The organism is Streptomyces sp. ISL-11 (genome assembly GCF_018614525.1).
In the GTDB taxonomy this organism is placed as follows: Bacteria; Actinomycetota; Actinomycetes; order Streptomycetales; family Streptomycetaceae; genus Streptomyces.
In genome coordinates this window covers 1-22,188 of record NZ_JAGGOL010000027.1, presented here as the reverse complement: position 1 = coordinate 22,188, position 22,188 = coordinate 1, and the positions used below count along the sequence as shown (strand labels likewise).

Sequence of the window (22,188 nt, the reverse complement as noted above, 5' to 3'; positions counted from 1 at the left end):
TGTGGAGGAGGTCGGGGCCATGGCAGCGCAACCAGAGGGCACACCGTGCTGGGCCGACGCGATGTTCACGGACCTGGAGGGAGCCAAGCGCTTCTACGGAGACGTACTGGGCTGGACCTTCGGCGAGAGCGCCTCGGAGTTCGGCAACTACACACAGGCGTACGCGGACGGCAAGGCGGTGGCCGCCGTCGTCCCGCCCATGCCGGGGCAGGAGGCCCAGTCGGCCTGGTGCCTGTACTTCGCCTCGCCGGACGCCGCCGCGACCGCCGAGAAGATCCGCGCCAACAACGGCGAACTGCTGATGGGACCGATGCAGGTCGGTGACTTCGGCTCGATGGTGATCGCCCGGGATCCCGGCGGCGTCGCCTTCGGCGTCTGGCAGGCGGGCACCCACGAGGGCTTCGAGGCGCGCGGCATCCCCGGCTCCGTCTGCTGGGCCGAGATCTTCACCCGCGCCCCCGGGAAGTCCGACGCCTTCTTCCCCGCCGTCTTCCCGTACAAGGTGCAGCGCATGGAGGACGACACCGTCGACTTCTCGGTCTTCAACCTCGGCGAGAACACCGTCCTCGGGCGGATGGCGATGACGGAGGACTTCCCGCCCGAGATGCCGCCGTACATCAACATCTTCTTCGCCGTCGACGACTGCGACGGGACGGTGGGAAAAGCGAAGGCGCTCGGCGGCGAGCTGAAGTTCGGGCCGATGAGCAGCCCGTTCGGCCGGTTCGCGGCGCTGACCGACGCCCAGGGCGCGGCGTTCTCCGTGATCGACATGAACACGACGGAGGGCGACATGCCGAAGATGACGGACGCGGCCTGAACCACCGGCCCGGGGCAGTGGTCCCGGCCGGGCCCGCCGGTCTACCGTGACCGTCATGACGATGCGCGGCCTCGAACACCACTGCGTCGAAATCATCGCCCAGACCGACCTGTTGAGAGAGCAGGTCAAGGGCGTGGACCCGGTCACGACGCCCGTGCCCTCCTGCCCCGGCTGGAACCTGGGACAGCTGCTGCGCCACGTCGGCGGCACCCACCGCTGGGCCGAGACGGTCGTACGGACCCGGACGACCGGCCCCCTGCCCCACACCCAGGTCGACGACCTGCCCTTCCTCGCCCAGGAGGACCCCGACGAGCTCGGCTCCTGGCTCGCCGAGGGTGCCGTCCGGCTGGCCGGCACCCTGCGGGCCGCCGGTCCCCGCGCCCGGGTGTGGACGGTGGCCCCGGGCGGCACCCCGGCGTTCTGGGCCCGCCGCATGGCGCACGAGACGGCCGTCCACCGGGCCGACGCCGCCTCGGCCACCGGCGCGGAGTACACGCTCGCCGTGGACGCCGCCACCGACGCGGTCGACGAGTGGATGGGCTTCAGCGCGCTGCCGCAGGCGTTCGAGAGCCAGAAGAAGATGCGCGAGCTGCTCGGGCCCGGCCGCGGCCTGAGTGTGCGGGCCACGGACGCGGCCGCCGGGTGGCTGGTCGACCTCGGCGGCGACGCCGTCGTCTGCCGGCGCGCGGACGGGGAAGAGGTCACGGGCGCCACGGCCACCGTCCGGGGCCCGCTGACCGCTCTGCTGCTGCTCCTGTACCGGCGGCCGCCGGTGCCCGGGGCGGAGGCGGTGGTCTCCGGCGACGTCCGGCTGTTCGACTCCTGGGTGGAGCGGGCCGGCTTCTGGCTGCGCAGGTGAGCGACGGCCCGGGACGCGACGAAGGCCCGGACCGCACCGCGATCCGGGCCCGCCCGCGCCGCTATTCGGCGATCTCCGTCCGCTCCCACCACTCGTAGACGGTCAACCGCCCCTGCTCGGTGTCGGCATGGCGTGACGTGGCCTTGAAGTGCTCGTACCCACCACGGAACGGGATCTTCAACTCGACCCCGGGCGGGGTGATCTCGACGATCCGCTGCGGCATGTCGTCCGGACCGCCCTCAAGAAATGCTCTGGGACCACTGCTCATGGCCCCAGTCTTCCCGCCGGACGTCCCCGACGGCCGCCCGACGCGCCGACAGGGCGGAGGCCGGCCGTCCGCCGGCGGACCCGGGAGGTGGAGACGTCCCTCCGCGGGATCCCGCCGGACCGTTGCCGGACGGCCGGCCGCCCACTGGGCCCGCGCCGCGCTGTGAAGGGGGTGCGCGGCGCGGGCCCAGGCCGGTGAGGGGCTCAGCCCGGCCGCCGGAAGGCGGCCGGTTCGAGCTCCCGTACGGAAGGGGCGCGTGTGTCGGGCAGCGGGTCGTGGCGGACGCGGTCGGCCGGCAGGAGCCGGCCGGCGAGCCGGGCCACCGTGGCGCCGACCATCGAGGGCGGGCCGCTGACGTAGGCGGTGTGCCCGGACCAGTCGCCGTGCCGCTCCACGGCCTCCGCCAGCGGCCCGTACCGGTCCGCGCCACGGCCTTGGCCGAGCACCGGGACCACGCGCAGCCACGGGCGGCGGCGCTCCAGCCCGGCCACCGCCTCCGCGTCGTACAGCCCGGTCCGGTCGCGGGCGCCGAGGAAGAGGCACACGCTCCGGCCGGCCGTGCGGCGGCCGGCCAGCTCCTCCAGCAGCGCCTTGGCGGCGGCCCACCCGGTGTCGCCCGCCACCAGCAGCAGATCGCGGGCGAGGCCGTCGTCGAGCGTCGTCGTCCCGCCCGCCGGGCCGAGGTGCAGGGTGTCACCGGGACGGGTGTGCGCGACGAGGGCCTCGCTCACCCCGCCCGTGCCCGTCCGCCGCACGTGGAACTCCAGTTCGCCGTCCGGGCGGGGCGCGCGGGCGATCACGTACTGCCGCCACGCCTGGGGCAGCAGGGGCGAGGCCACGGACGCGTACTGGCCGGCCCGGTAGGGGTACGGCTCGTGGGTACGGGCGCGCAGGACGGCGAGGTCCGGGCCCCGCCGTTCGTGCGCGGTCACGGTGGCCCGCCAGGACGGGGGTTCGGCGAGCGCGGCCTCGGCACCGTCGACCATGGCCGCCACCGCGAACCGCAGCATGCGCAGCCAGGCCCGCTCCATCTCCTCGTTCCAGCGCGGGCCCGCCGTGCGGCGCAGCGCCTTGCACAGGGCGGTCTCGAACGTCCTGAAGTGCGCGGGCCGCACCCCGAGCTTGCGGTGGTCGCGGCCGAGGCGGGTGAAGACCTCGGTGACCTCGTCGGGACGGTGCAGGTTCTCGATCAGGTAGCGGAACGCCTGGGCGAGGTGCCGGCGCTGGAACTCCATCGACTCGGGGAACAGCGACCGCAGGAAGGGCCACTGGGTGAACATCGCGTCGTAGAGGTGGCCGATCAAATCCTCGAAAGGCATGACGAGTTCGAGGTGACGCGTGATGATCAGCTGGTCGGCGGCGCCGTCGTGGCCCGGCGGCATCGCGGCCGGCGCGTCCGCGGCCCCGGAGGAGCCCGGTGACAGCAGCTGCCGGCGCAGCCGCATCGCGTCGTGCCGGGCGAGCAGCGCGTGGTAGGCGGCGTCGACAGTCACGGTGGGCGGCTCCTCACGGGGGCGCGGCGGGTCGTACCGGAGCGGCGTGCCGATGAGGGCCCGGCGAACGGGCCGCACGACGCACCGGTCCCGTCCGGTGGACGGGCGGCGCCAGTATGGCACCGGGCCGACGGGCCCGAACGGCCCTCCCCACCAGGGCCGTTCGGCCCTATCGGCGGTCGTGCGCCGGGTGTGTGCTGGGCCCGCGGCCCCAGCGCGTCCCGGGGTCCGTCCGGGCCCCGGCGGGGCGGACCCTGACAAGGGTGGCCCCGCTCCTGCCGCTCCGCCGGGCCCGGACATACTGCCCGTATGGACCAATACGCCTCCACGGCACCGCCCTTGCGCGTCTTCATCCTCGACGACCACGAGGTCGTGCGGCGAGGACTGCGCGACCTCCTCGAAGCGGAACAGGACATCGAGGTGGTGGGGGAGGCCGCCAACGCCAGGGAAGCCCTCGCGCGCGTACCGGCCACCCGCCCCCACGTCGCCGTCCTCGACGTACGGCTCGGGGAACGGGCCGGCGACGGCGGCGACCACGAGGGCATCGAGGTCTGCCGTGAGCTGCGGGCCCGCATGCCGGGGCTGGCCTGTCTGATGCTCACGTCCTTCGACGACGACGAGGCCCTGTTCGACGCCATCATGGCGGGCGCCGCCGGCTATGCGCTCAAGCAGATCAACGGCTCGGAGCTGGTGACGGCGGTCCGCACGGTCGCCACCGGCGCGTCGACGCTGGACCCGGGCACGACGTCACGGGTGATGGCCCGGCTGCGCGGACCGGAGAAGCCCGGTCCCGGTGAGGCGGCGCCCGGCTCCGAGCTCGACCGGCTCTCACCCCGGGAACGGCAGATCCTGGACCTGATCGGGGAGGGGCTGACCAACCGCCAGATAGCCGACCGGCTGGGACTGGCGGAGAAGACGGTCAAGAACCGCATCTCCTCCATCCTGGCCAAGCTGGGCGTGGGCCGCCGGGTGCAGGCCGCGGTGATCGCGGGACGGGTGCGGCAGCAGAGGGGCCGCCGGGGGAGCGCCTGACCGGGCGGCCGCCGTCATACGGGCAGGGGCACGCGCCAGACGATCCGGGTGCCGCCCGAGGCCGACGCGGGGGACTCGACGGTCAGGCCGCCGCCGTGGAGCTCGGCGCGGGAGCGCATGTTGGCGAGCCCGCCCGTGTGCCGCCCGCCGTCCGCCGCGCCGCCCACCCCGTCGTCGGTCACCGTCAGCGTGACGTGCCCGTCCACGGTGAGCTCGACGTCCACGCGCCGGGCGTGGGCGTGCCGGGCGGCGTTGCTGAGCGCCTCGGCGGTCACCGCGAGTACCTGCTCGGCCAGTTCGCCGGGGACGTTGGTGTCCACCGGGCCCTCGATCCGCAGCGCCGGGGCGAAGCCGAGCGTGCGGCCGGCCGCACCGGCGGCCTCGGCCATGTCGCGGCGCAGGCTCGGGGCGCCGGTGGCGTCGCCGGTGGTGCGCAGGCCGAAGATCGTCGAACGGATGATGCGAATGGTGGTGTCCAGGTCGTTCACCGCGCGGCCGACGCGCTCGGCGGCCTCGGGCCGGTCGATGAGCCGGGTCGCGCTCTGCAGCGTCATACCCGTGGCGAACAGCCGCTGGATCGCGAGATCGTGCAGGTCGCGGGCAATGCGGTCGCGGTCGTGCAGGACGGTCAGCTCCTCCGACTCCGCGCGCCGCTCGGCGAGTTCGAGGGCGATGGCCGCCTGGTCGGCGAAGCCGGATATGAGCTTCACCTCGGTCTCGTCGAACGGCGGCCGGCCCGCCAGCCGGCTCAGCAGCAGGGCGCCGGAGGCCCCGGCGTCGATCTGCAACGGCACGGCCACGCCGGGGCCGCAGACGTCCCGGACCTCGGTCCCGTCGAGGGGGTACGCGCGCGGATCGGTCCGTACGTCGGAGCTGGCGACCGGCCGGCCCGTCCGCGCGGCGAGGCCGGAGAGCGAGCCCTCGGACGGTACGGCCATCCCCTCGGCGAGCCCGAGGCCCTGACCGTGGACGACGTCCACGGTCAGCCTCTCCGGCGAGGCCGTCGAGGCCGACGAGGCCGGCGCGGTGGGCAGCAGGACGGCGGCGTGATCGGCGCTCGCGACCTCCATCGCGCGCTCGGCGATCAGGCGCAGCACCTCGCCGGCGTCGGTGCCGGACAGCAGGCTGCGGGTGATCTCGCCGAGGGCCTCCAGCCAGCGCTCCCGGCGGCGGCTCTCGTGGTACATCCGGGCGTTGTCGATGGCGACGCCCGCCGCGATGGACAGCGTGGTCAGCACGGCCTCGTCGTCCTCGGTGAAGGCGCCGCCGCCGCGCTTCTCGGTGAGGTAGAGATTGCCGAACACCTCGTCGCGGACCCGGACCGGCACGCCCAGGAAGGTGCGCATCGGCGGGTGGTGGGCGGGGAAACCGTAGCTGTGCGGGTGCCGGGAGAGGTCGGTGAGCCGCAGCGGCGCGGGGTGGCTGATGAGTTCACCGAGGATGCCCCGGCCGCAGGGCGTGCGGCCGATCCGCGCCGTGAGCTCGTCCGCCATGCCGACGTGCAGGAACTCCGACAGCGTCCGCCCGTCGCCGACCACTCCGAGCGCCCCGTACTCGGCGTCGGTGAGCGTCACCGCCGCCTCGACGATTCCGCGCAGCACCTGCGGCAGTTCCAGGCCGTGGCCCAGGCTCATGACGGCGTCGAGGAGGCTGCGCATCCGGTCCGGCTCGCGTAACTGCGGGCGCCGGGTCCCCTGTGTGTGCTGTTCGGATTCGGATGTGGACATGACTGCTCCCCGGGCGCCCCGTTGCCTGCCCAGCAGCGTACGACAGGGATCACTGACGGTGGGTGGCCCCTCGGTGTCCGCTCCGGTGCCCTCGAGTGTCCGCTCCGCTCTCCACCGACCGGCGGGTGGCCGCCGGAGGCCGCGCGGCGACCCGGACGGTCAGATCGGCTCGGGGTGGCCGAAGAGCAGGTCGTAGTCGGGCGGGAGCTGGAGGATCACGCGGCGCAGCAGGTCCTCGTCGGCGGCGTCGGCCACGACGCTGAGCACGGCGCCGACGTCCCACTTCGCGGTCTCCTCGGTGGCTCCCTCGATCCACGCCGCCGTCGCCCGGACGAACCGCTGGGTGCTGAGCGGCTCGGCGGCCGGCAGCGGGTTGAGGAGCACCAGCGCGCACTCCTCCGGCAGCCGCGCGGCGAGTTCGGCCTTCTCGGAGCCCACCAGGTGCGCGCCCAGGAGCGCGAGGACGACGCGGGCCGCCCGCTCGGCCTCCCGCGGGGAGGGGTACTGGCCGCGTTCCCGGACGGCGGAGAGGAACGCGTCCCACTTCATCACCATGTCGGCCCTCCTTCGGGCGCTGCCCCTTCGGCAGGCTGCCCGTCGGCGGACCGTACGGCCCGCCGGTGAGGCGGACGGGGCGGGACCGGAGGGGCAGCGTCACCGGTCCCGCCCCGGCGGGTTCAGCCGCGGATCTCCTTGCGCCGGTCCCCGCCGGTGATGGTGATCTTGCGGGGCTTGGCCTGTTCGGCGACCGGGATGCGCAGCCTCAGCACGCCGGCCTCGTACGCCGCGTCGATGCGCTCGGTCTCCAGGGTCTCACCGAGGAAGAGCTGACGGCTGAAGGCTCCGGCCGGGCGTTCCGAGATCAGCACCTCGGCGTTCTCCCCGGCGGCGGGACGGCGTTCGGCCCTGACGGTCAGCACGTTGCGCTCGACGTCCAGGTCGATGGTCTCCGGGTCCACGCCCGGCAGATCCAGCTCGACGACGAAGGTGTCACCGTCCCTGAAGGCGTCCATCGGCATGGCCGCCGGCCGCGCCGTCGTCCCCAGCACCTGCTGGGTCAGCCGGTCGAGCTCGCGGAAGGGGTCGGTTCGCATGAGCATCATCGGTCACTCCTTTCCCGTGGATAAGGGATGCGCATGGCGATACCGCCTATATAGCGCGCAGCAGCAAAGTTGACAAGCCCACGCTCAACCTCGGGCTCGGCGGTCCGCAGGCCCGAAGGTGCGCAGGCCCGCGGCAGCTGCGGAGAGGCTGGAAACTGCTCCCTCTGCTGAGGAAAATCTACTGCGATGACGGTAGACATGGAGCCCGCGCGTCGTTAGGGTTTTCCTCATAGCCAACGGTGTGAGAGCCGGCGCCCGGATGCCGGCGCGTGGTGTTGTAACCCTCGGGCCCCGGTGCCGCTCGGCACCGGGGCCCTCGACGCGTTCCCAAGAAGAGGTGCAGATGCCCCGAGAGACCCAGCCGCACGCCACCGACCGACTCGACGACGACGACTATCCCGCCTACACCATGGGCCGCGCGGCCGAGATGATCGGCGCCACGCCCGGCTTCCTCCGCACCCTCGGCGAGGCCCGGCTGATCACTCCCCTGCGCTCCGAGGGTGGCCACCGCCGCTACTCCCGCTACCAGCTGCGCATTGCCGCCCGCGCCCGCGAGCTCGTCGACGGCGGTATGCCGGTCGACGCCGCGTGCCGCATCGTCATTCTTGAGGATCAGCTGGAGGACGCGCTCCGCCTCAACGAGGAGCTGCGCCGCTCGCCGGCCGCCGGCCCCGACGCGTCCGCCGGCGCCTGAGGCGGCCACCGTTCCCGGTCCGCTCCGCCTCCGCGCTGTGCCCCGCGCATCCGAATATCTCGCGTCGCAGACACAGAAATCAGCGTCATGCGCGATGAGGAATTGTACTGCGGCGGGCGGAGTGAAATTACGTCCCGTGATCAGCCGCTTGCGCCGTGCTAGGCTGGATCTCAGTTGCAGTTGTGGTTTCCCAAGGACTTCAGGTGCTCTCCCGGCTTTCTGTGCCCGGCGGGCTCTTTTGTATTTCCGGTGCTATTCCGGCCGGGGCAATCATTACGGCGACTCGGGGTCGCACAGTGCGGCCCTCGGGCAATGCCCCGAAGGAGATATGACATGGCTACTGGCACCGTCAAGTGGTTCAACGCGGAAAAGGGCTTCGGCTTCATCGAGCAGGAGGGTGGCGGCCCGGACGTGTTCGCCCACTACTCGAACATCGCCACCCAGGGCTTCCGTGAGCTCCAGGAAGGCCAGAAGGTGAACTTCGACGTCACGCAGGGCCAGAAGGGCCCGCAGGCCGAGAACATCGTTCCCGCCTGACCTCGACGCTTCGAGGCGCATGACGCATGACGTGGCTGGGGCCCGCACCTTGGGTGCGGGCCCCAGCTCGTTGCGTTTCAGGGCGCCGGCGGGCGTGCCGGTGCCGGCACGTCCCCTTTCCTGCTAGGCGGCCCGCCGGGCCGTACGTACACCGGGTCGCCCGTCCCCGGCCACGCCCGGACACCGGTCCGCCCGAGCTCTTTCCCGGAGAGCCGGCCCGGTTTGCATACCGGCGACCGGGCTCCGTATCCGCATTTCTTCGGCTCGTTCTTGCGATCCTCTGCGCGGCCCGCCATCGCCGCCGGGAATTCCTCGATACGTTGCCGCATCGAGGAAGGTTCCCCATGAACCGCAGCACGCGCATGAACGACCGCACACCCCGCCGCAATGGCGCCCCCGCCGCCGGCTCCGGCCGCGGCTACCGCGCGCAGGCCCAGGGCCGTACGGGCGGCTCCGGCCGCTCCGGCGGCTTCGGACGCCGGCCCGCCGCTCCCCAGGGGGAGTTCGCACTGCCGGTGACCATCACCCCGGCCCTGCCTGCCGCCGCGTCGTTCGCCGACCTCGGCATGCCGGACGCGGTGCTGAAGACGCTCACCGACCTCGGCGTGACCGAGCCGTTCCCGATCCAGGCGGCGACCCTGCCGAACTCCCTGGCCGGCCGGGACGTCCTGGGCCGCGGCCGCACCGGCTCCGGCAAGACCCTGGCCTTCGGCCTGGCGCTGCTGGTCCGTACGGCCGGGCAGCGGGCCGAGGCCAGGCAGCCGCTCGCCCTCGTGCTCGTCCCCACCCGGGAACTGGCCCAGCAGGTCACCGACGCGCTCACCCCGTACGCCCGGGCGCTGCGGCTGCGGCTGGCCACCGTGGTCGGCGGCATGTCGATCGGCCGCCAGGCGAGCGCCCTGCGCGGCGGTGCCGAGGTCGTCGTCGCGACGCCGGGCCGGCTCAAGGACCTCATCGCGCGCGGCGACTGCCGTCTGGACCGCGTCGCCATCACCGTCCTGGACGAGGCCGACCAGATGGCCGACATGGGCTTCATGCCGCAGGTCACCGAACTCCTCGACCAGGTGCGCACCGAGGGCCAGCGGATGCTGTTCTCCGCCACCCTCGACCGCAACGTCGACCTGCTCGTCCGCCGCTACCTGCACGACCCGGTCGTCCACTCCGTCGACCCGTCGGCCGGCGCGGTGACCACGATGGAACACCACGTCCTGCACGTGCACGGCGCCGACAAGTACGCCACGACGACGGAGATCGCCGCCCGCGACGGCCGCGTGATCATGTTCCTGGACACCAAGCACGCCGTCGACCAGCTGACCAAGCACCTGCTGAACAGCGGTGTACGGGCCGCGGCGCTGCACGGCGGCAAGTCCCAGCCGCAGCGCACCCGTACGCTCGCCCAGTTCAAGACGGGTCACGTCACCGTGCTGGTCGCCACCAACGTCGCGGCCCGCGGCATCCACGTCGACAACCTCGACCTGGTCGTCAACGTCGATCCGCCGAGCGACCACAAGGACTACCTGCACCGCGGTGGCCGCACCGCCCGTGCCGGTGAGTCCGGCAGCGTCGTCACCCTCGTCCTGCCCAACCAGCGACGCGACATGACCCGCCTGATGGCCGACGCGGGCATCACCCCGCGGATCGCCCAGGTACGCTCCGGCGAGGCCGAACTCAGCCGCATCACCGGGGCCCAGGCGCCCTCGGGCGTTCCCGTCACCATCGCCGCTCCGCCGGCGGCGGCGGGTGGCGCCAGGCGCCGCACCTCCCCGGCCCGCGGTCGCCGTCCCTCCGGCGGCGCCCGCAGGGCCGCCTGAGCCGACGTCCTTCCCCCTTCCGTCCGGTCTTCTTCCACAACCCTGTTGAGGCACTATGCGCTGCGTCATCGCCCGCTTCCCCTTCGACCTGGTCAAGAGCGAGGTGGAGCACTCGATGAAGGGCATCAAGCCCGAACCGGTCACGGACGCGTCGGTGACCATCAACCGCCGCACCTACCCCGTCAAGCAGGTGGGTGAAGTGATCACCAAGCAGGACCGCCGCGACTTCAGCGCGGGCGAGGTGACGCGGGCCCTCACCCGCCTCGGCTTCACCTGCCACACGACCCCGGCCCCGGCCCCGGCCGTCGCGCCCACCGCGCTGGAGGCCGCGTCGGCGCTGCTCGGCAGCCCGGCCGCCAACTGATCCGACGCGCGCCAAGAGCCCCGACCGGTGTCCGGTCGGGGCTCTTCGCGTGAGGTGACGGTGCGGCTCCGCCGCCCCCGGAGTCGTACCGCCTCACGAACGTCACGCGGGCACTCTGGCGTCACGCCTCTCCCCGCCCTACCGTGACCGCGATGGGCACCTCCATCGCACGCCTTGTCATGCCCCCGTCTAGCGACTCCAGGTGACTTCAGGCAAAGAGGTGAGCCGTGTTCCTCCGCCACAGACCCGCCCGCCGGCCACGCCGGACCCCCTTACGCGCGACGGGCGTCGCCGCCCTGCTCCTCGGCCTCCTGGCCGCCGCGCTCGCCGCCGGACCCGCGCGGGCGACACCCGACGCCGCCTCCCGCGCGCGCCCGGCGCTCGTCCAGCCGGTCGACCCGCAGCGCTGGCGCAACCCGGACGACATGACCTGGGCCGAATACCGCTCGGTCCCCGGTACGCACTGGGCCGATCCCGACGTCAAGCCCACCCGGCGCACGTTCAAGGGCGCGCTGGTGCTCCTGGACTACCCCGACGAGGAGTTCTCCGTCACCAAGGCGGCCGGCGCCGCCCGGTTCGGCAACCCACTGCCCACCGCCGCCGGCATCCCCCGCGGCCAAGTCGCCAAGTTCTACCAGGACTTCCTGAACAAGCCCGGTCAGCTCAACCACGGCCACACCATCAACGAGTACTGGATGGAGGACTCCGGCGGCCGCGTCGGCGTCGACCTGACCGCCTTCGGCGTCTACCGGATGCCGGGGAAGTCCTACCAGTACGGCATCGAGCCCGGCATGAACCCCGACGCCTGCCCGCGCGGTGACACCTGCGGCAAGGACCTCCGCACCGACGGCAAGCGCGCCTGGGTCGCCGACGCGGGCGCCGGCAAGCCCGCCGAGTTCGACTTCGTCTTCTACCTCACCGCCGGCGTCGACGAGTCGTCCGCCTGGCAGGAGTTCGGGCAGATGAGGTTCCCCTCCGCACAGGACGTGCCGGCCGCCTGGGGACCGCCGGCCGCTACGCCCGGCGGCGGCAACGCCGCACGCACCCGCTACGTGCCCTGGACGTCCTGGCAGGCGGCCGCCCGCATCTGGCCCAACGCCGCGGACGGCTCGTCCACCCAGGCCGAGAGCTCCGGCATGGCCACCTTCGCCCACGAGCTCACCCACATCCTGGGCATCGGCGACAACTACAACAACCCCTACGGCACACCGCTCAGCCGCTCCTACACCGGCATCTGGGGCATGCTCTCGCGCGGCTCGTTCAACGGCCCCGGCGGCCCGCACACCCGCTGGCAGATCCCGGCCACCGCCGGCGGCTCGATGGGCGCGCAGCACGTGCTGCGGGACAAGCTCAAGCTCGGCATCGTCGACGACAAGAACGTCCTGCGCCTCGACCGCGACGCCCTCAAGGACTCCGGCCTCGTCGTCGCCCGCGTCACCGCCCGCTCCGCGCCCCCCGGCGAGAAGGGCCTCACCGGCGTCAACATCTCCATGCGCCGCGACCTCTCCCCGGCCTGCGACCGGAACACCGACCCCCTGTGCGACGGCGGCGGCTACGACAACTACACCGTCGAGGTCGTCGACCGCATGGGCATGGACTCCTTCACCCCCGACAGCGGTGTCCTGCTGAGCAAGACCAAGAACGCCGACCGGGCGCCCTTCGCCTGGGTGGTCGACGCCCACCCCGAGGACATCGGTCTGGTCGACTTCAAGCGCCCCGACGGCACCCTCCAGAAGATCACCATGGGCGACTACCGGCAGCTCAGCGACGCCCTCTTCCACGCGGGGGCCGACTCCGGCAGCTCGTACGAATACGTCGACGAGGCCAACCGCCTGCACTTCTACGTCCTCGACGTCCGGCGCGACGCCTCCGGTGTGCTCTCGTACAGCGTCGGCGTGAAGTCCCTGGACGGCGCGGGCCCGCAGGAGCGCGGACTCGCCCTCGGCCGCGGCACGGCGAAGGGCAAGCCCGCCGGCGGCCGGGCCGTGTGCACCTTCCCGCTCGCCAACACCGGGAAGACCGCCCCGGGGACCGATCCCTCGCTGTCCTCCGACGTCTACCGGCTGTCGGCCACCGCCTCCGGGCGCGGCTGGTCCGCCTGGCTCCCCCAGCGGCTCACCACGGCGGCGGCCGGCACCGCGGTCCCCGTCACCGTCGCCGTGACCGCGAAGGCGGCCGCCGACCGGGACACGAAGATCACCCTCACCGCCCGCTCGGAGAGCGACCCGAACAGGACGGCGCAGGCCACTTGCTCGCTCAAGAAGTAGCGCGCTTTCCGAAGGCTTTTCCGGACAGGCACGGCGCACCGGCCCGGGCCGGTGCGCCGCGCCCGTTCGGCCGTACCAGCGCGTGCGGCGGAAGCGCGGCTGACGTCAGACCTTGGTGAAGCACAGCGTGTAGTCGGTGCCCCGAGTGATGGAGTACTGAATGCCGTAGGCGAACTCCGGCCCGCACTTCTTGTCGGGGCCGTACAGCTTCTGACCCATCTTGTACTCGGCCTCGCCGGAGTCGCAACCGACGATGTCCGGCACCGGCTTGCCCTGGGGATCCCGGATCTTGACGCAGTCGCCGATATTCGGGTCGTGCTTCTTGTTCTCCTCGGCCTGCGCGGCCTGAGCGGCGTTCTCCTTGGCCTTGCCCCCATTGGGGTCGGTGTTGTAATCCCACACGTACCAGGCTCCGCCGCCGAAGACCGCCAGGATGACGACGATCGGGAGCAGCCTCTGCAACGCGCTCGGCCGCTGCGGCCGTTGGGGTGCGGGCGGCTGCGGGTATCCGTGCTGCTGCTGTTGTTGTTGCGGGTAGCCGTTGGGCTGCTGGTTCTGGTAGTACGGCGGCGGTGCGGACATGGCTGGGTCCCCGTGATCGACTGCGCGAAAGAGCGTCAACGTGATGTTGACCGGTGCAGGTTACCCGCCGACACTCGCCGGTCCGCCGCCCGTCCTGTGGCGCTTGGGCCGGTGGCACAGCACGTACCCGGCATATGTCATGAGGACGACGACAGCGTCCGGATCGACCTCTGTCCGGGGAGGCGGTGGTTCATTTCGTCGGCTTCTTGCGGGCCGTGACCGTCTGGGCCATTCCCGGCAGGAAGTCCGTGAACAGCTCGTGCACCTCGTGCACGAGCGGCCGCAGCACCCGGAAGCGCGCCAGCGCCACACCGCGGGTGGTCAGCCGGGCCCCGCGGTCGGCCAGCCGGCGGCTGCGTTCGCGGTCGGGGGAGCGGTCGAAGATCCAGTACAGGACGAGCCCCATCTGGGACAGCCACATCAACTCGGGCAGTACGTCCGCGAGCTCGGCCGGAACCTTCGCCTTGGAGCCCGCCAGCACCTCCCGGTGCACGTCGATGGCCGCCTCGCGCGCGTGCTCGGACTCGGGCGAGAAGGGGCTGAGGGGGCTCTCCGGGTCGGCGGCGTTCTTGAAGAACTGGGCGGCGAATTCGTGGTACGGCTCGGCGATGTCCAGCCAGGCGTGCAGGACGCCCGCGAGCCGCGCCTCCAGCCCGCTCTCCCGTTCCAGCACGTCCCGGACGGCCACTTGGTGCTCGGCGGCGATCCGGTCGTAGAAGCCCTGGATCAGGTGTTCCTTGCCGGCGAAGTAGTAGTACGCGTTGCCGACGGAGACCCCGGTCTCCTTGGCGATGGCCCGCATCGTGGTCTTGTCGTAGCCGCGTTCCTGGAAGAGCGTCATCGCGGTCTCCAGGATCGCGGTGCGGGTCTGCTCGCTCTTGGCCGGTCGGGGCTCGTTCTCTGCTGGCACGGTCAGAGCCTAGTCAATGGGCTGTGGCGCGACCGGCGGCCATGGGTACCGCGGCCACCGCGCCCCGCGGTACCCGGCGGCGGTCAGCACCGCGCCCCGCGCGAACCGGATCCCCGACGGGTCGCTGACCCTGTGCGAGAGCGGCCGGTACTCCGACAGCGCCCACAGGCATACGACCCACGCGGCCGGCCCCCGGTACACCTGCCCGCCGTCACCGACCACGGTGATCTCCTCCGGGGAGCCGGCGTGGTCGAGCCGCGGGAAGCGGCGCAGGGCCTCGTCCGATCCGGCCGGCACGAGATCGAGCGGCACCAGCCGCGGCTGCTTCGCCAGCCAGTCGCACAGGTGCAGGCAGAGGGCGCTCCGCGCGTCGTACAGCACGGTGAGCCGGTGGACCGGGGCCTGGTGCGTGCCCCGGTCGACGGTGGTGGCGGTCGGCATCGGGCTCAGTGCCCGGCCGGTGCGGCCCACGGGCCGGCCGGGGCGGTGTACCCCTGCGGCGGGACCGGCGGCCGCTGCTCGCGCTCCATCATTCCCCGGCGGCGGAACTTGTTGAGCGTGAAGACGTTGCCGAGGTGCATCACGCCCAGGACGAGCAGCACGACGCCGAGCTTTTGCGACAGCGCCTCGAACACGCCCCGGGCGTCGGTGATGGTGGTGTCGTCCTGCAGGTACAGCGCGATGAACCCCAGGTTCACCAGGTAGAAGCCGACCACCAGCAGATGGTTCACGGCCTCGGCGAGCTTGTCGTCCCCCCGCAGCACATCGGCGAGGAAGACCCGTCCGTTGCGGCTGAGCGTCCGCGCGACCCAGACGGTGAGCCCGAGGCTGACCAGCAAGTAGATGACGTATGCGACGACGCTGAGGTCCACGCTCCGACTCCTTCTTGAACGTGTTCAAAACTCTGTGGTCGTGACTGTAGACCTGTTTTTGAACGCGTTCAAGTTGCTGTCGGCGGACGGTCGGCCTGTTGTTGATATGCCGTCAGGAGGCCCGCTCCACCCGACCCACCCGCCCTACTCGCTCCACCCGCTCCGCCAGGAAGTCCTCCCAGGTCCGCTTCCCGGTGGCGGCTCCGTCGAAGGAGAGGTTCTCGCCGGCGCGGTACGCGCGGCCGGCCTTCCCCGGAATCCGGACCGGCAGCATCGGCCGGCTCTTCCCGCGTGCCCGGAGGTAACCGCGGCTCAGCTCGGCCATCCCGTACACCGTCGGCCCCGCCAGGTCGGGCACCAGGCCGGCCGGCTCGCCGAGCGTCAGTTCCACGAGCCGGGCCGCCACTTCGCGCGCGTCGACCGGCTGGAACCGCAGGCCGCCCGGGACGGGCATCACCGGAGACTTCGCCATCTTTCCCACGACCATCAGCACCAGGTCGTGGAACTGGGCGGCCCGCAGCGTCGTCCACGGAATCCCGGACTCCGCCACCGCCCGCTCGGCGCCCAGCTTGGCCCGGAAGTAGCCCAGCGGAACCCTGTCCGCCCCGATGACCGAGATGTACACCAGGTGCCGCACCCCGGCCCCCGACGCGGCCCGCACCAGGTTCCGGGTCGCCTCGTCGTCACCCTTGGGGCCGCCCGCGAGGTGCAGGACGGTCCCGACGCCCGCCACCGCGGCGTCGATTCCCTCTCCCTTGAGCAGGTCGCCGGTCACGTACTCGACACCGTCCACGGACTCGCGGGCGTGCCGGCTCAGCACCCGCACGTCGTGGCCGGCGTCCCGCAGGAGCGGCACGACGAGGCGCCCGAGCGTGCCGGTGCCGCCGGTGACCAGGAGGGGGGAGGTCGTCACGGTCTTCTCCAATTCGTTCGCCCGGGAGTTGATCACCCGGTGACAACGTCGCGTTTCGTGTGTCTACTGACATGACCCCCAGCGCGGAAGGAATGTGACACGTGGACGACAGCGCACGGCTGACGGAGCGGTTCGAGGAGCACCGGCCCCATCTGAGGGCGGTGGCCTACCGGATGCTCGGCTCGATCAGCGAGGCCGAGGACGCCGTTCAGGAGGGCTGGCTGCGCTTCGGTCGCACCGACGTCAGCGGCGTGGAGAACCTCGCCGGGTGGCTGACCACGGTGGTGGCGCGGGTGTGCCTGAACATGCTGCGCTCACGCGAGCAGCGGCGCGAGGATCCGCTGGAGTCGCGCATGCCCGACCCGGTGATCAGCCCGGCGTCCGGGGTCGTCGACCCCGAACAGGAGGTGCTGCTGGCCGACTCGGTCGGGCTGGCGCTGATGGTCGTACTCGAATCGCTGACGCCGGCCGAGCGGCTCGCGTTCGTCCTGCACGACATGTTCGCCGTCCCCTTCGACGAGATCGCGGAGATGATCGAGCGCACCCCGGCCGCGACGAGACAACTGGCGAGCCGCGCCCGCCGCCGCGTACAGGGCCAGGCCCCCGCCCCCGACCCCGACCTCGCGCGCCAGCGGGAAGTCGTCGCCGCGTTCTTCGCCGCCGCCCGCGACGGCGACTTCGAAGCGCTCGTCGGCGTGCTCGATCCCGACGTCGTCCTCCGCTCCGACGGCGGCGTCGTACGCGCCCGCCACACGGTCGCCCTCCACGGCGCCCGCACCGTGGCCGGCCAGGCGATCACCTTCGGCAAGCTCTCCCCGTTCGCCCGCCCGGCCCTCATCAACGGCACCCCGGGCGTCACGGTCGTCGCGAACGGCCGCCCGATGTCGGTCATGGCCTTCACGGTCACGAACGGCAGGATCGTCGCGATCGACGTCCTGGCCGACCCGGAACGCCTGAGCGCCCTCGACCTGAACCACTGAGCTTCGCCCCACGGGCGACCCGCCGCGCCATGACCCCCGTCGTGGCGCGGCGGGCCTTACGAGATACGTCATACGTCGGACGGCACGGCCGCGGCGACGACCGGCCGGAGAAACACGAAGGCCCCGGCCGGTTTCCCGGTCGGGGCCTTCGTTAGTGCCCGGTGAGGCACTGTGCGGAGGATACGAGATTCGAACTCGTGAGGGGTTGCCCCCAACACGCTTTCCAAATGTTCGTTTGGGTGTCCGGGGGTGGGCGGAGGCGTTACGACCTGCGGCGAAGTGGACGTCCGGGGGGGGGCTGGACGTTGGTGAATGAGACCAGAGCGTCGGGTCATACCTTCTTGACGACGATCGAGTCCGGGACCAGTTTCTCCAGGTCGTCCACGTCCGATGTGAAGACCGTGACCTGTCCCTTCTGCTGCCGCGCGATGACGGCGAGTACCGCGTCGATCGCGTACTTGTGGCCGTGCAGCTTGGCGTCGGCGAGGAGTCGGCGGGCCTGGCGAGCCTCGTCTTTCCCGATGTCGGCGACCCTCAGCCGGGAGAGCACCCAGTCCCAGCGCTGTTCGGTGGTTCTGCCGTCGTATGCCTCGACCAGTGTCATCGGGGACGTCACGACCTCGGCCTCACCTCGGGCCGCGAGGTCGAACCAGGCGATCATCTTCCGGTCGCCGCGTACGGCCAGGGACAGGGCTTCGCAGTCGAGTACGAAGATGCGCAGCGGCTGCTGCCCGCGCTCACCGGCCTGCTTCTTCACGCGGCCTCTCCGGCCTTGCGCTTTCCGGCGGCGCGGCGGCGCTCGTGCTCGGCGTCCAGATCCTCCAGTTCCTCGAACGCTGCCGCGCGTTCGTCCTCGGTGACGGGCCCATGCTCCTCCTGCAGCCAGTCGACCAGTTCCTGCAGCCGGTCCCGGTCGCGCTTGAAGCGCAGCGCCTCGGCAACGTACGCCGACAGGCCCCGCTCTGCCGCCTCCGCGCGGATCTCGTCAAGGAGATCCTCAGGGATCGTCACCGTCACCTTCTTGGTTGCCATACAAGCGACCATACTCTTGGTGTTATCCCCCTTACCACTCTGTGCCGCGGTCGGGCCGATGCGATGAAGGGGGACGGCGGTCAGGCAGCGGTGGCAGGGCGTGGACTGCCGTGGAAGACCTGACTGGTGTGCCAGGAGCGGTGGGACGCCGCGATGGGGTGGGCGCCCGGTTGAGGGCCCACGAGCGGACGGCCCGCGAGCGCTATGACGTGCTCACGGGCGGCGCGGCTGCGGCCGACAAAACGTTGCGAGACAAGGATGCGGTGGCCATCGCCGATGCCGAGGGCGCCCTTGTCGAAGAGCTTGTGGTGCAGCGAGCAGAGGCAGAGTCCGTTTTCGACGTCGTCCGGGCCACCGAACGCCCACCAGCGCACGTGCGCGGCCTCCAGCCCGACCGGCACCGCGCCGATCCTGCCGTCGTAGCCGCAGAAGGCGCACTGGTACTCGTAGGCCGTGAGGATCAGCTCCCGCATCCGCCGGTTCCGCCGCCTCCGCGCAGCCGGGAGCTGTTCGGTCTCCGCCGGCTCCAGCTCCAGGCCCACGGCTTCGCACAGCTCGCCGTGGAGTGAGGGCGGGAAGTGCAGGTCGAGCAGTGCCCGCGCAATCCGGCCGAGCAGCGACGGCTCCCGCCGCAGCGCCGCCCGCAGCTCCGGCGCCAGCCGCCCGGCCGCCCCCGCCGCTCGCAGCTCCCGCACCCCGCTGCCAGGGCTGCCCGGGCCGCGATCGGTGTATACCTCCCACACCCCGTCACTGACCAGATGATGGAACGGATAGGCAGGTGTCGTCTTGTTGGGCGGCCCGTACTCGGCCAGTAGCCGCTTCAGGTCTTCCTCCACCGCGCTGTACGGCAGCTCACCGTCGGCGTCCTGCTGGAACCGGCCCAGGGCGTAAAGGAACAGCAGCGGCTTGTGCGGAGCACGCGCCCCACTTCTGGCCCACTGCCTCAACTTCGCGGTCCGCTCCAGCCAGTCCATGACCGGCGATCGTAATGTGACCCTCGTCCCCCGGCGAGGTGCCGGCACATCTGCCATGCCCGGAAGGCGACACGACAACGGTCCCCACGCCACATCCGCGGGGACCGTCCTCACCTAGGCCTACAGGCTGTCGGTGATCGCCTTCCTCCGGTCCCGATACTCCGCGTCCGTGATCGCCCCCGCGGCACGCAGCTGGTCCAGCGTCGCCAGCCGGGAGGCCGCATCCTGACCCTGGCCAGGAGCAGGTGACGCCGGCACTGGCGCCGCGCCCGGTTGCGTGCCCTGCGCGATGCGCATGCGCAACTTGTCAGCGATGGCCTTGCCCTGGTCCTTCGGCATGTTTTTGATGTCTGCCCGGTTCCCTGACGTGTACACCGTGAGCGTCCCCATCACGATGCCGCCATGCCACTGCGCCGAGGAGACCTTGCCGTAGGGGAAGTCCTCCACAGTCTGCGACATGACGCCGTGCTTCAGGAACAGCAGCCGCATGTTCGTCATGGCGACGATGCCCGTGCCGTTGGCGTAGGTGCCTGTGGCGAGCATGTCGATGAGTTCGCCTTCCCACAGCACCTCGGGGAGTCTCTTGATCTCCCTCTTGGCGCCAAATGTGTTGTTCAGCTTCGCGGCGGCGGCATCGATGTCCGGCCGCACGTTGAAGGCCGCCATCAGGCACCTCTCTTCGGGACGGCAATGCAGGTGAGGTCCTGGGCCCGGGGGTAGCTCGGTGGCCTCCGTGGACCCGGAGCGTATCGACGTAACCGCCCAAGTGCCCTGGGAATGCGGGAAGATCCGCAGGCAGGCCGGAGGTGTCGTGGCCAACTCGGAACACGACCCGGTCACCGAGGGCGAACGCGCAAGATCTGCCCCTCCACGCGGGAGAAGGAACGGATCGCGGCCGGTACCAAGTGGGAGGACAGGGGGTGCGTCTTCGCCTCGCCGACCGACGGGCCGCCGAGTCCGAACACCGATCTACCACATCTGGAAGCGGCTGCTGCGGGACCCGGGCGTACGGGACGGGCGCCTGCCCCGAGTGCATGCACATCGCCGGGGCGATGCTCTGCAAGGTCGCGCAGCGAGTCGGAGACGCGATCTGGGAGCTGCTCGAAGCCGACGGAAAAACCAGCTGAGACAGATACGTCGAAGGGCCCCACCGCGAACGGTGGGGCCCTTCGAGTCGTGCCCGGTGAGGCACTGGCGGAGGATACGAGATTCGAACTCGTGAGGGGTTGCCCCCAACACGCTTTCCAAGCGTGCGCCCTAGGCCACTAGGCGAATCCTCCGCGGCAAACAATACAAGACCGGAAGGGGTGCTCGCGAACGCCTTCCTCCGAGGTGGGGGAGCCGAGGGGGAGGGGGCACGAGCACCGCTCAGGATCGGCTAGGCTGAGGGCAAGCCCCTCACGTGGCGCCATCTCACCGAACTCCCCCAGGGCCGGAAGGCAGCAAGGGTAAGTGAGCTCTGGTGGGTGCGTGGGGGGCCCTTGCGTTTCCTGGGGCTCCCGAGGGGTTTCCCGGAGGCCCTGGAGAGCCGGAGAAGTGTGATCGAGACCACTTGTCAGTGGGGCCGGATAACCTCGTAGACGTGTCGTCCCTCGCGCTCTACCGCCGCTACCGTCCCGAGTCCTTCGCCGAGGTCATCGGTCAGGAGCATGTCACCACCCCGTTGCAGCAGGCGCTGCGCAACAACCGGGTCAATCACGCGTACCTGTTCAGCGGGCCGCGCGGCTGTGGAAAGACGACGAGCGCGCGCATCCTCGCGCGCTGTCTGAACTGTGAGCAGGGCCCCACGCCCACGCCCTGCGGCCAGTGCCAGTCCTGCCAGGACCTCGCGCGCAACGGCCGCGGCTCGATCGACGTCATCGAGATCGACGCCGCGTCGCACGGTGGTGTGGACGACGCCCGTGAGCTGCGCGAGAAGGCATTCTTCGGGCCCGCCTCCAGCCGCTACAAGATCTACATCATCGACGAGGCGCACATGGTCACCCCGGCGGGCTTCAACGCCCTGCTGAAGGTGGTCGAGGAGCCCCCGGAGCACCTCAAGTTCATCTTCGCGACGACCGAGCCCGAGAAGGTCATCGGGACGATCCGGTCGCGTACGCACCACTATCCGTTCCGCCTCGTGCCGCCCGGCACCCTGCGCGACTATCTCGGCGAGGTCTGCGAGCAAGAGAAGATCCCCGTCGAGGACGGCGTGCTGCCGCTCGTCGTCCGGGCCGGTGCCGGTTCCGTGCGTGACTCGATGTCCGTGATGGACCAGCTCCTCGCCGGCGCCGCCGAGGACGGTGTGACATACGCCATGGCGACGTCCCTCCTCGGGTACACGGACAGCTCGCTGCTCGACTCCGTCGTCGACGCCTTCGCCGCGAGCGACGGTGCCGCCGCCTTCGAGATCGTCGACCGCGTCATCGAGGGCGGCAACGACCCCCGCCGCTTCGTCGCGGACCTCCTGGAGCGGCTGCGCGACCTCGTCATCCTCGCCGCCGTCCCGGACGCCGTGGACAAGGGCCTCATCGACGCCCCGGCCGACCTGATCGAGCGCATGCAGGCCCAGGCGTCCGTCTTCGGCGCCGCCGAGCTCAGCCGCGCCGCCGACCTCGTCAACGAGGGCCTGACCGAGATGCGCGGCGCCACCTCGCCGCGGCTCCAGCTGGAGCTGATCTGCGCGCGCGTCCTGCTGCCCGCCGCCTTCGACGACGAGCGTTCCGTACGGGCCCGGCTCGACAAGCTGGAGCGCGGCGCCCTCGCCGGCGGCGTAGGCGCTGTCGGTGGCGCCGCGGTGGTGACGGCGCCCATGGTGCCGCCCGCCGGTTACGCCCCGGCAGCCCCGGGCGTCCACGGCGCTGCCGCCGCCGGATACGTGCCCGGTCCCGACGCCCACGCGGCTCCGCCCGCCGGCGTCACCGGTCCCGCGGCCGCCCGCGCGGCCGTCTCCGGCGCCCCTGCGGCCCCGGCC

The 22,188-nt window shown here is 71.7% G+C and carries 24 protein-coding genes, 1 tRNA gene and 1 other RNA gene; 11 read left to right on the top strand and 15 right to left on the bottom strand.

All coding sequences use genetic code 11. From position 1 onward, the window contains the following. The first annotated feature begins 19 nt into the window (after nucleotides 1-19). Both J7E86_RS07005 and J7E86_RS07000 read left to right on the top strand, forming a co-directional pair. Nucleotides 20-817 (top strand): VOC family protein, encoded by a 798-nt coding sequence (locus tag J7E86_RS07005; RefSeq protein WP_215080632.1) that lies wholly within the window; start codon nucleotides 20-22, stop codon nucleotides 815-817. Between the two features lie 55 nt (nucleotides 818-872). Beyond that, entirely contained in the window at nucleotides 873-1,676 is an 804-nt protein-coding gene (locus tag J7E86_RS07000) for a maleylpyruvate isomerase family mycothiol-dependent enzyme (RefSeq protein WP_308312503.1), read from the top strand. Between the two features lie 61 nt (nucleotides 1,677-1,737). Here J7E86_RS07000 and J7E86_RS06995 read toward each other — a convergent pair whose 3' ends face one another. Both J7E86_RS06995 and J7E86_RS06990 read right to left on the bottom strand, forming a co-directional pair. Continuing rightward, a complete protein-coding gene (locus J7E86_RS06995; protein ID WP_215080631.1) occupies nucleotides 1,738-1,944 on the bottom strand; it encodes a DUF5988 family protein in 207 nt (68 codons plus the stop codon). Nucleotides 1,945-2,147: 203 nt separating this feature from the next. Next, the gene (locus J7E86_RS06990) at nucleotides 2,148-3,389 is read right to left on the bottom strand and encodes a globin domain-containing protein (RefSeq protein WP_215080738.1); all 1,242 of its coding nucleotides are present in this window, start codon (nucleotides 3,387-3,389) and stop codon (nucleotides 2,148-2,150) included. 357 nt (nucleotides 3,390-3,746) lie between these two features. Here J7E86_RS06990 and J7E86_RS06985 point away from each other — a divergent pair, with 357 nt between their 5' ends. After that, nucleotides 3,747-4,469, top strand: coding sequence for a response regulator transcription factor (locus J7E86_RS06985; RefSeq protein WP_215080630.1), 723 nt, complete (start codon nucleotides 3,747-3,749; stop codon nucleotides 4,467-4,469). Between the two features lie 14 nt (nucleotides 4,470-4,483). Here J7E86_RS06985 and J7E86_RS06980 read toward each other — a convergent pair whose 3' ends face one another. The 3 genes from J7E86_RS06980 to J7E86_RS06970 form a co-directional block, all read right to left on the bottom strand. After that, a complete protein-coding gene (locus tag J7E86_RS06980) occupies nucleotides 4,484-6,127 on the bottom strand; it encodes a GAF domain-containing protein (protein WP_215080737.1) in 1,644 nt (547 codons plus the stop codon). 228 nt (nucleotides 6,128-6,355) lie between these two features. Beyond that, complete coding sequence (locus tag J7E86_RS06975; RefSeq protein WP_215080629.1) at nucleotides 6,356-6,751, bottom strand: DUF2267 domain-containing protein; 396 nt, start codon at nucleotides 6,749-6,751, stop codon at nucleotides 6,356-6,358. A gap of 122 nt (nucleotides 6,752-6,873) precedes the next feature. After that, nucleotides 6,874-7,296 carry an Hsp20/alpha crystallin family protein gene (locus tag J7E86_RS06970; RefSeq protein WP_215080736.1) on the bottom strand — a complete coding sequence of 141 codons (423 nt, stop codon included), beginning with the start codon at nucleotides 7,294-7,296 and terminating at the stop codon, nucleotides 6,874-6,876. 346 nt (nucleotides 7,297-7,642) lie between these two features. Here J7E86_RS06970 and J7E86_RS06965 point away from each other — a divergent pair, with 346 nt between their 5' ends. The 5 genes from J7E86_RS06965 (at nucleotide 7,643) to J7E86_RS06945 (ending at nucleotide 12,972) form a co-directional block, all read left to right on the top strand. Continuing rightward, entirely contained in the window at nucleotides 7,643-7,993 is a 351-nt protein-coding gene (locus J7E86_RS06965) for a MerR family transcriptional regulator (RefSeq protein ID WP_215080628.1), read from the top strand. Between the two features lie 333 nt (nucleotides 7,994-8,326). Next, entirely contained in the window at nucleotides 8,327-8,530 is a 204-nt protein-coding gene (locus tag J7E86_RS06960) for a cold-shock protein (RefSeq protein ID WP_018536328.1), read from the top strand. Between the two features lie 344 nt (nucleotides 8,531-8,874). Beyond that, on the top strand, nucleotides 8,875-10,341 hold the full coding sequence (locus J7E86_RS06955; RefSeq protein WP_215080627.1) for a DEAD/DEAH box helicase: 1,467 nt from the start codon (nucleotides 8,875-8,877) through the stop codon (nucleotides 10,339-10,341). A gap of 55 nt (nucleotides 10,342-10,396) precedes the next feature. Further along, on the top strand, nucleotides 10,397-10,705 hold the full coding sequence (locus J7E86_RS06950) for an SCO5918 family protein (protein ID WP_215080626.1): 309 nt from the start codon (nucleotides 10,397-10,399) through the stop codon (nucleotides 10,703-10,705). A gap of 227 nt (nucleotides 10,706-10,932) precedes the next feature. After that, complete coding sequence (locus tag J7E86_RS06945; RefSeq protein WP_215080625.1) at nucleotides 10,933-12,972, top strand: M6 family metalloprotease domain-containing protein; 2,040 nt, start codon at nucleotides 10,933-10,935, stop codon at nucleotides 12,970-12,972. A gap of 105 nt (nucleotides 12,973-13,077) precedes the next feature. Here the strand turns inward: J7E86_RS06945 and J7E86_RS06940 are convergent, their stop codons facing one another. The 5 genes from J7E86_RS06940 to J7E86_RS06920 all read right to left on the bottom strand — a co-directional run bounded on the left by J7E86_RS06940 (nucleotide 13,078) and on the right by J7E86_RS06920 (nucleotide 16,249). After that, nucleotides 13,078-13,554 carry a hypothetical protein gene (locus J7E86_RS06940; RefSeq protein WP_215080624.1) on the bottom strand — a complete coding sequence of 159 codons (477 nt, stop codon included), beginning with the start codon at nucleotides 13,552-13,554 and terminating at the stop codon, nucleotides 13,078-13,080. Nucleotides 13,555-13,744: 190 nt separating this feature from the next. Beyond that, nucleotides 13,745-14,464 (bottom strand): TetR family transcriptional regulator, encoded by a 720-nt coding sequence (locus J7E86_RS06935; RefSeq protein ID WP_308312502.1) that lies wholly within the window; start codon nucleotides 14,462-14,464, stop codon nucleotides 13,745-13,747. Nucleotides 14,465-14,473: 9 nt separating this feature from the next. Then, nucleotides 14,474-14,905: a DUF393 domain-containing protein gene (locus J7E86_RS06930; protein ID WP_215080623.1), complete on the bottom strand. Its 432-nt coding sequence runs from the start codon at nucleotides 14,903-14,905 to the stop codon at nucleotides 14,474-14,476. A gap of 5 nt (nucleotides 14,906-14,910) precedes the next feature. Further along, nucleotides 14,911-15,336: a hypothetical protein gene (locus J7E86_RS06925; protein ID WP_215080622.1), complete on the bottom strand. Its 426-nt coding sequence runs from the start codon at nucleotides 15,334-15,336 to the stop codon at nucleotides 14,911-14,913. A 112-nt stretch (nucleotides 15,337-15,448) separates the two neighbouring features. Further along, nucleotides 15,449-16,249, bottom strand: a complete 801-nt coding sequence (locus J7E86_RS06920) for an NAD(P)H-binding protein (RefSeq protein ID WP_308312501.1) — start codon at nucleotides 16,247-16,249, stop codon at nucleotides 15,449-15,451. A gap of 101 nt (nucleotides 16,250-16,350) precedes the next feature. Here J7E86_RS06920 and sigJ point away from each other — a divergent pair, with 101 nt between their 5' ends. Beyond that, nucleotides 16,351-17,229 carry an RNA polymerase sigma factor SigJ gene (sigJ, locus tag J7E86_RS06915; RefSeq protein WP_215080621.1) on the top strand — a complete coding sequence of 293 codons (879 nt, stop codon included), beginning with the start codon at nucleotides 16,351-16,353 and terminating at the stop codon, nucleotides 17,227-17,229. A 331-nt stretch (nucleotides 17,230-17,560) separates the two neighbouring features. Here sigJ and J7E86_RS06910 read toward each other — a convergent pair whose 3' ends face one another. The 5 genes from J7E86_RS06910 to J7E86_RS06890 form a co-directional block, all read right to left on the bottom strand. After that, the gene (locus J7E86_RS06910) at nucleotides 17,561-17,986 is read right to left on the bottom strand and encodes a PIN domain-containing protein (protein WP_215080620.1); all 426 of its coding nucleotides are present in this window, start codon (nucleotides 17,984-17,986) and stop codon (nucleotides 17,561-17,563) included. Next, the gene (locus J7E86_RS06905; RefSeq protein WP_215080619.1) at nucleotides 17,983-18,261 is read right to left on the bottom strand and encodes a ribbon-helix-helix domain-containing protein; all 279 of its coding nucleotides are present in this window, start codon (nucleotides 18,259-18,261) and stop codon (nucleotides 17,983-17,985) included. The genes J7E86_RS06910 and J7E86_RS06905 overlap by 4 nt, the downstream gene beginning before the upstream one ends. An 80-nt stretch (nucleotides 18,262-18,341) precedes the next feature. Further along, the gene (locus J7E86_RS06900) at nucleotides 18,342-19,235 is read right to left on the bottom strand and encodes a phosphorothioated DNA-binding restriction endonuclease (RefSeq protein WP_215080618.1); all 894 of its coding nucleotides are present in this window, start codon (nucleotides 19,233-19,235) and stop codon (nucleotides 18,342-18,344) included. A gap of 120 nt (nucleotides 19,236-19,355) precedes the next feature. Then, nucleotides 19,356-19,901 (bottom strand): PH domain-containing protein, encoded by a 546-nt coding sequence (locus J7E86_RS06895; RefSeq protein WP_215080733.1) that lies wholly within the window; start codon nucleotides 19,899-19,901, stop codon nucleotides 19,356-19,358. Between the two features lie 526 nt (nucleotides 19,902-20,427). Continuing rightward, nucleotides 20,428-20,515: transfer RNA gene (locus J7E86_RS06890), tRNA-Ser, on the bottom strand. A gap of 110 nt (nucleotides 20,516-20,625) precedes the next feature. Between J7E86_RS06890 and ffs the strand changes: the two genes are divergently transcribed. Both ffs and J7E86_RS06880 read left to right on the top strand, forming a co-directional pair. Further along, nucleotides 20,626-20,720, top strand: an RNA gene (ffs, locus tag J7E86_RS06885) — signal recognition particle sRNA small type. Nucleotides 20,721-20,817: 97 nt separating this feature from the next. Next, nucleotides 20,818-22,188, top strand: a 1,371-nt coding sequence (locus J7E86_RS06880) for a DNA polymerase III subunit gamma and tau (RefSeq protein ID WP_215080617.1), incomplete at its 3' end; no start/stop codon positions are given.

Coding starts and splice junctions, on each gene's coding strand:
- J7E86_RS07000 (WP_308312503.1), top strand. CDS start 873: ATGACGATGCGCGGCCTCGAACACCACTGCGTCGAAATCATCGCCCAG.
- J7E86_RS06990 (WP_215080738.1), bottom strand. CDS start 3,389: ATGCGGCTGCGCCGGCAGCTGCTGTCACCGGGCTCCTCCGGGGCCGCG.
- J7E86_RS06995 (WP_215080631.1), bottom strand. CDS start 1,944: ATGAGCAGTGGTCCCAGAGCATTTCTTGAGGGCGGTCCGGACGACATG.
- J7E86_RS06975 (WP_215080629.1), bottom strand. CDS start 6,751: ATGGTGATGAAGTGGGACGCGTTCCTCTCCGCCGTCCGGGAACGCGGC.
- J7E86_RS06905 (WP_215080619.1), bottom strand. CDS start 18,261: ATGGCAACCAAGAAGGTGACGGTGACGATCCCTGAGGATCTCCTTGAC.
- J7E86_RS06895 (WP_215080733.1), bottom strand. CDS start 19,901: ATGGCGGCCTTCAACGTGCGGCCGGACATCGATGCCGCCGCCGCGAAG.
- J7E86_RS06965 (WP_215080628.1), top strand. CDS start 7,643: ATGCCCCGAGAGACCCAGCCGCACGCCACCGACCGACTCGACGACGAC.
- J7E86_RS06955 (WP_215080627.1), top strand. CDS start 8,875: ATGAACCGCAGCACGCGCATGAACGACCGCACACCCCGCCGCAATGGC.
- J7E86_RS06980 (WP_215080737.1), bottom strand. CDS start 6,127: ATGCGCAGCCTCCTCGACGCCGTCATGAGCCTGGGCCACGGCCTGGAA.
- J7E86_RS06960 (WP_018536328.1), top strand. CDS start 8,327: ATGGCTACTGGCACCGTCAAGTGGTTCAACGCGGAAAAGGGCTTCGGC.
- J7E86_RS06940 (WP_215080624.1), bottom strand. CDS start 13,554: ATGTCCGCACCGCCGCCGTACTACCAGAACCAGCAGCCCAACGGCTAC.
- J7E86_RS06970 (WP_215080736.1), bottom strand. CDS start 7,296: ATGCTCATGCGAACCGACCCCTTCCGCGAGCTCGACCGGCTGACCCAG.
- J7E86_RS06930 (WP_215080623.1), bottom strand. CDS start 14,905: ATGCCGACCGCCACCACCGTCGACCGGGGCACGCACCAGGCCCCGGTC.
- J7E86_RS06950 (WP_215080626.1), top strand. CDS start 10,397: ATGCGCTGCGTCATCGCCCGCTTCCCCTTCGACCTGGTCAAGAGCGAG.
- J7E86_RS06985 (WP_215080630.1), top strand. CDS start 3,747: ATGGACCAATACGCCTCCACGGCACCGCCCTTGCGCGTCTTCATCCTC.
- J7E86_RS07005 (WP_215080632.1), top strand. CDS start 20: ATGGCAGCGCAACCAGAGGGCACACCGTGCTGGGCCGACGCGATGTTC.
- J7E86_RS06900 (WP_215080618.1), bottom strand. CDS start 19,235: ATGGACTGGCTGGAGCGGACCGCGAAGTTGAGGCAGTGGGCCAGAAGT.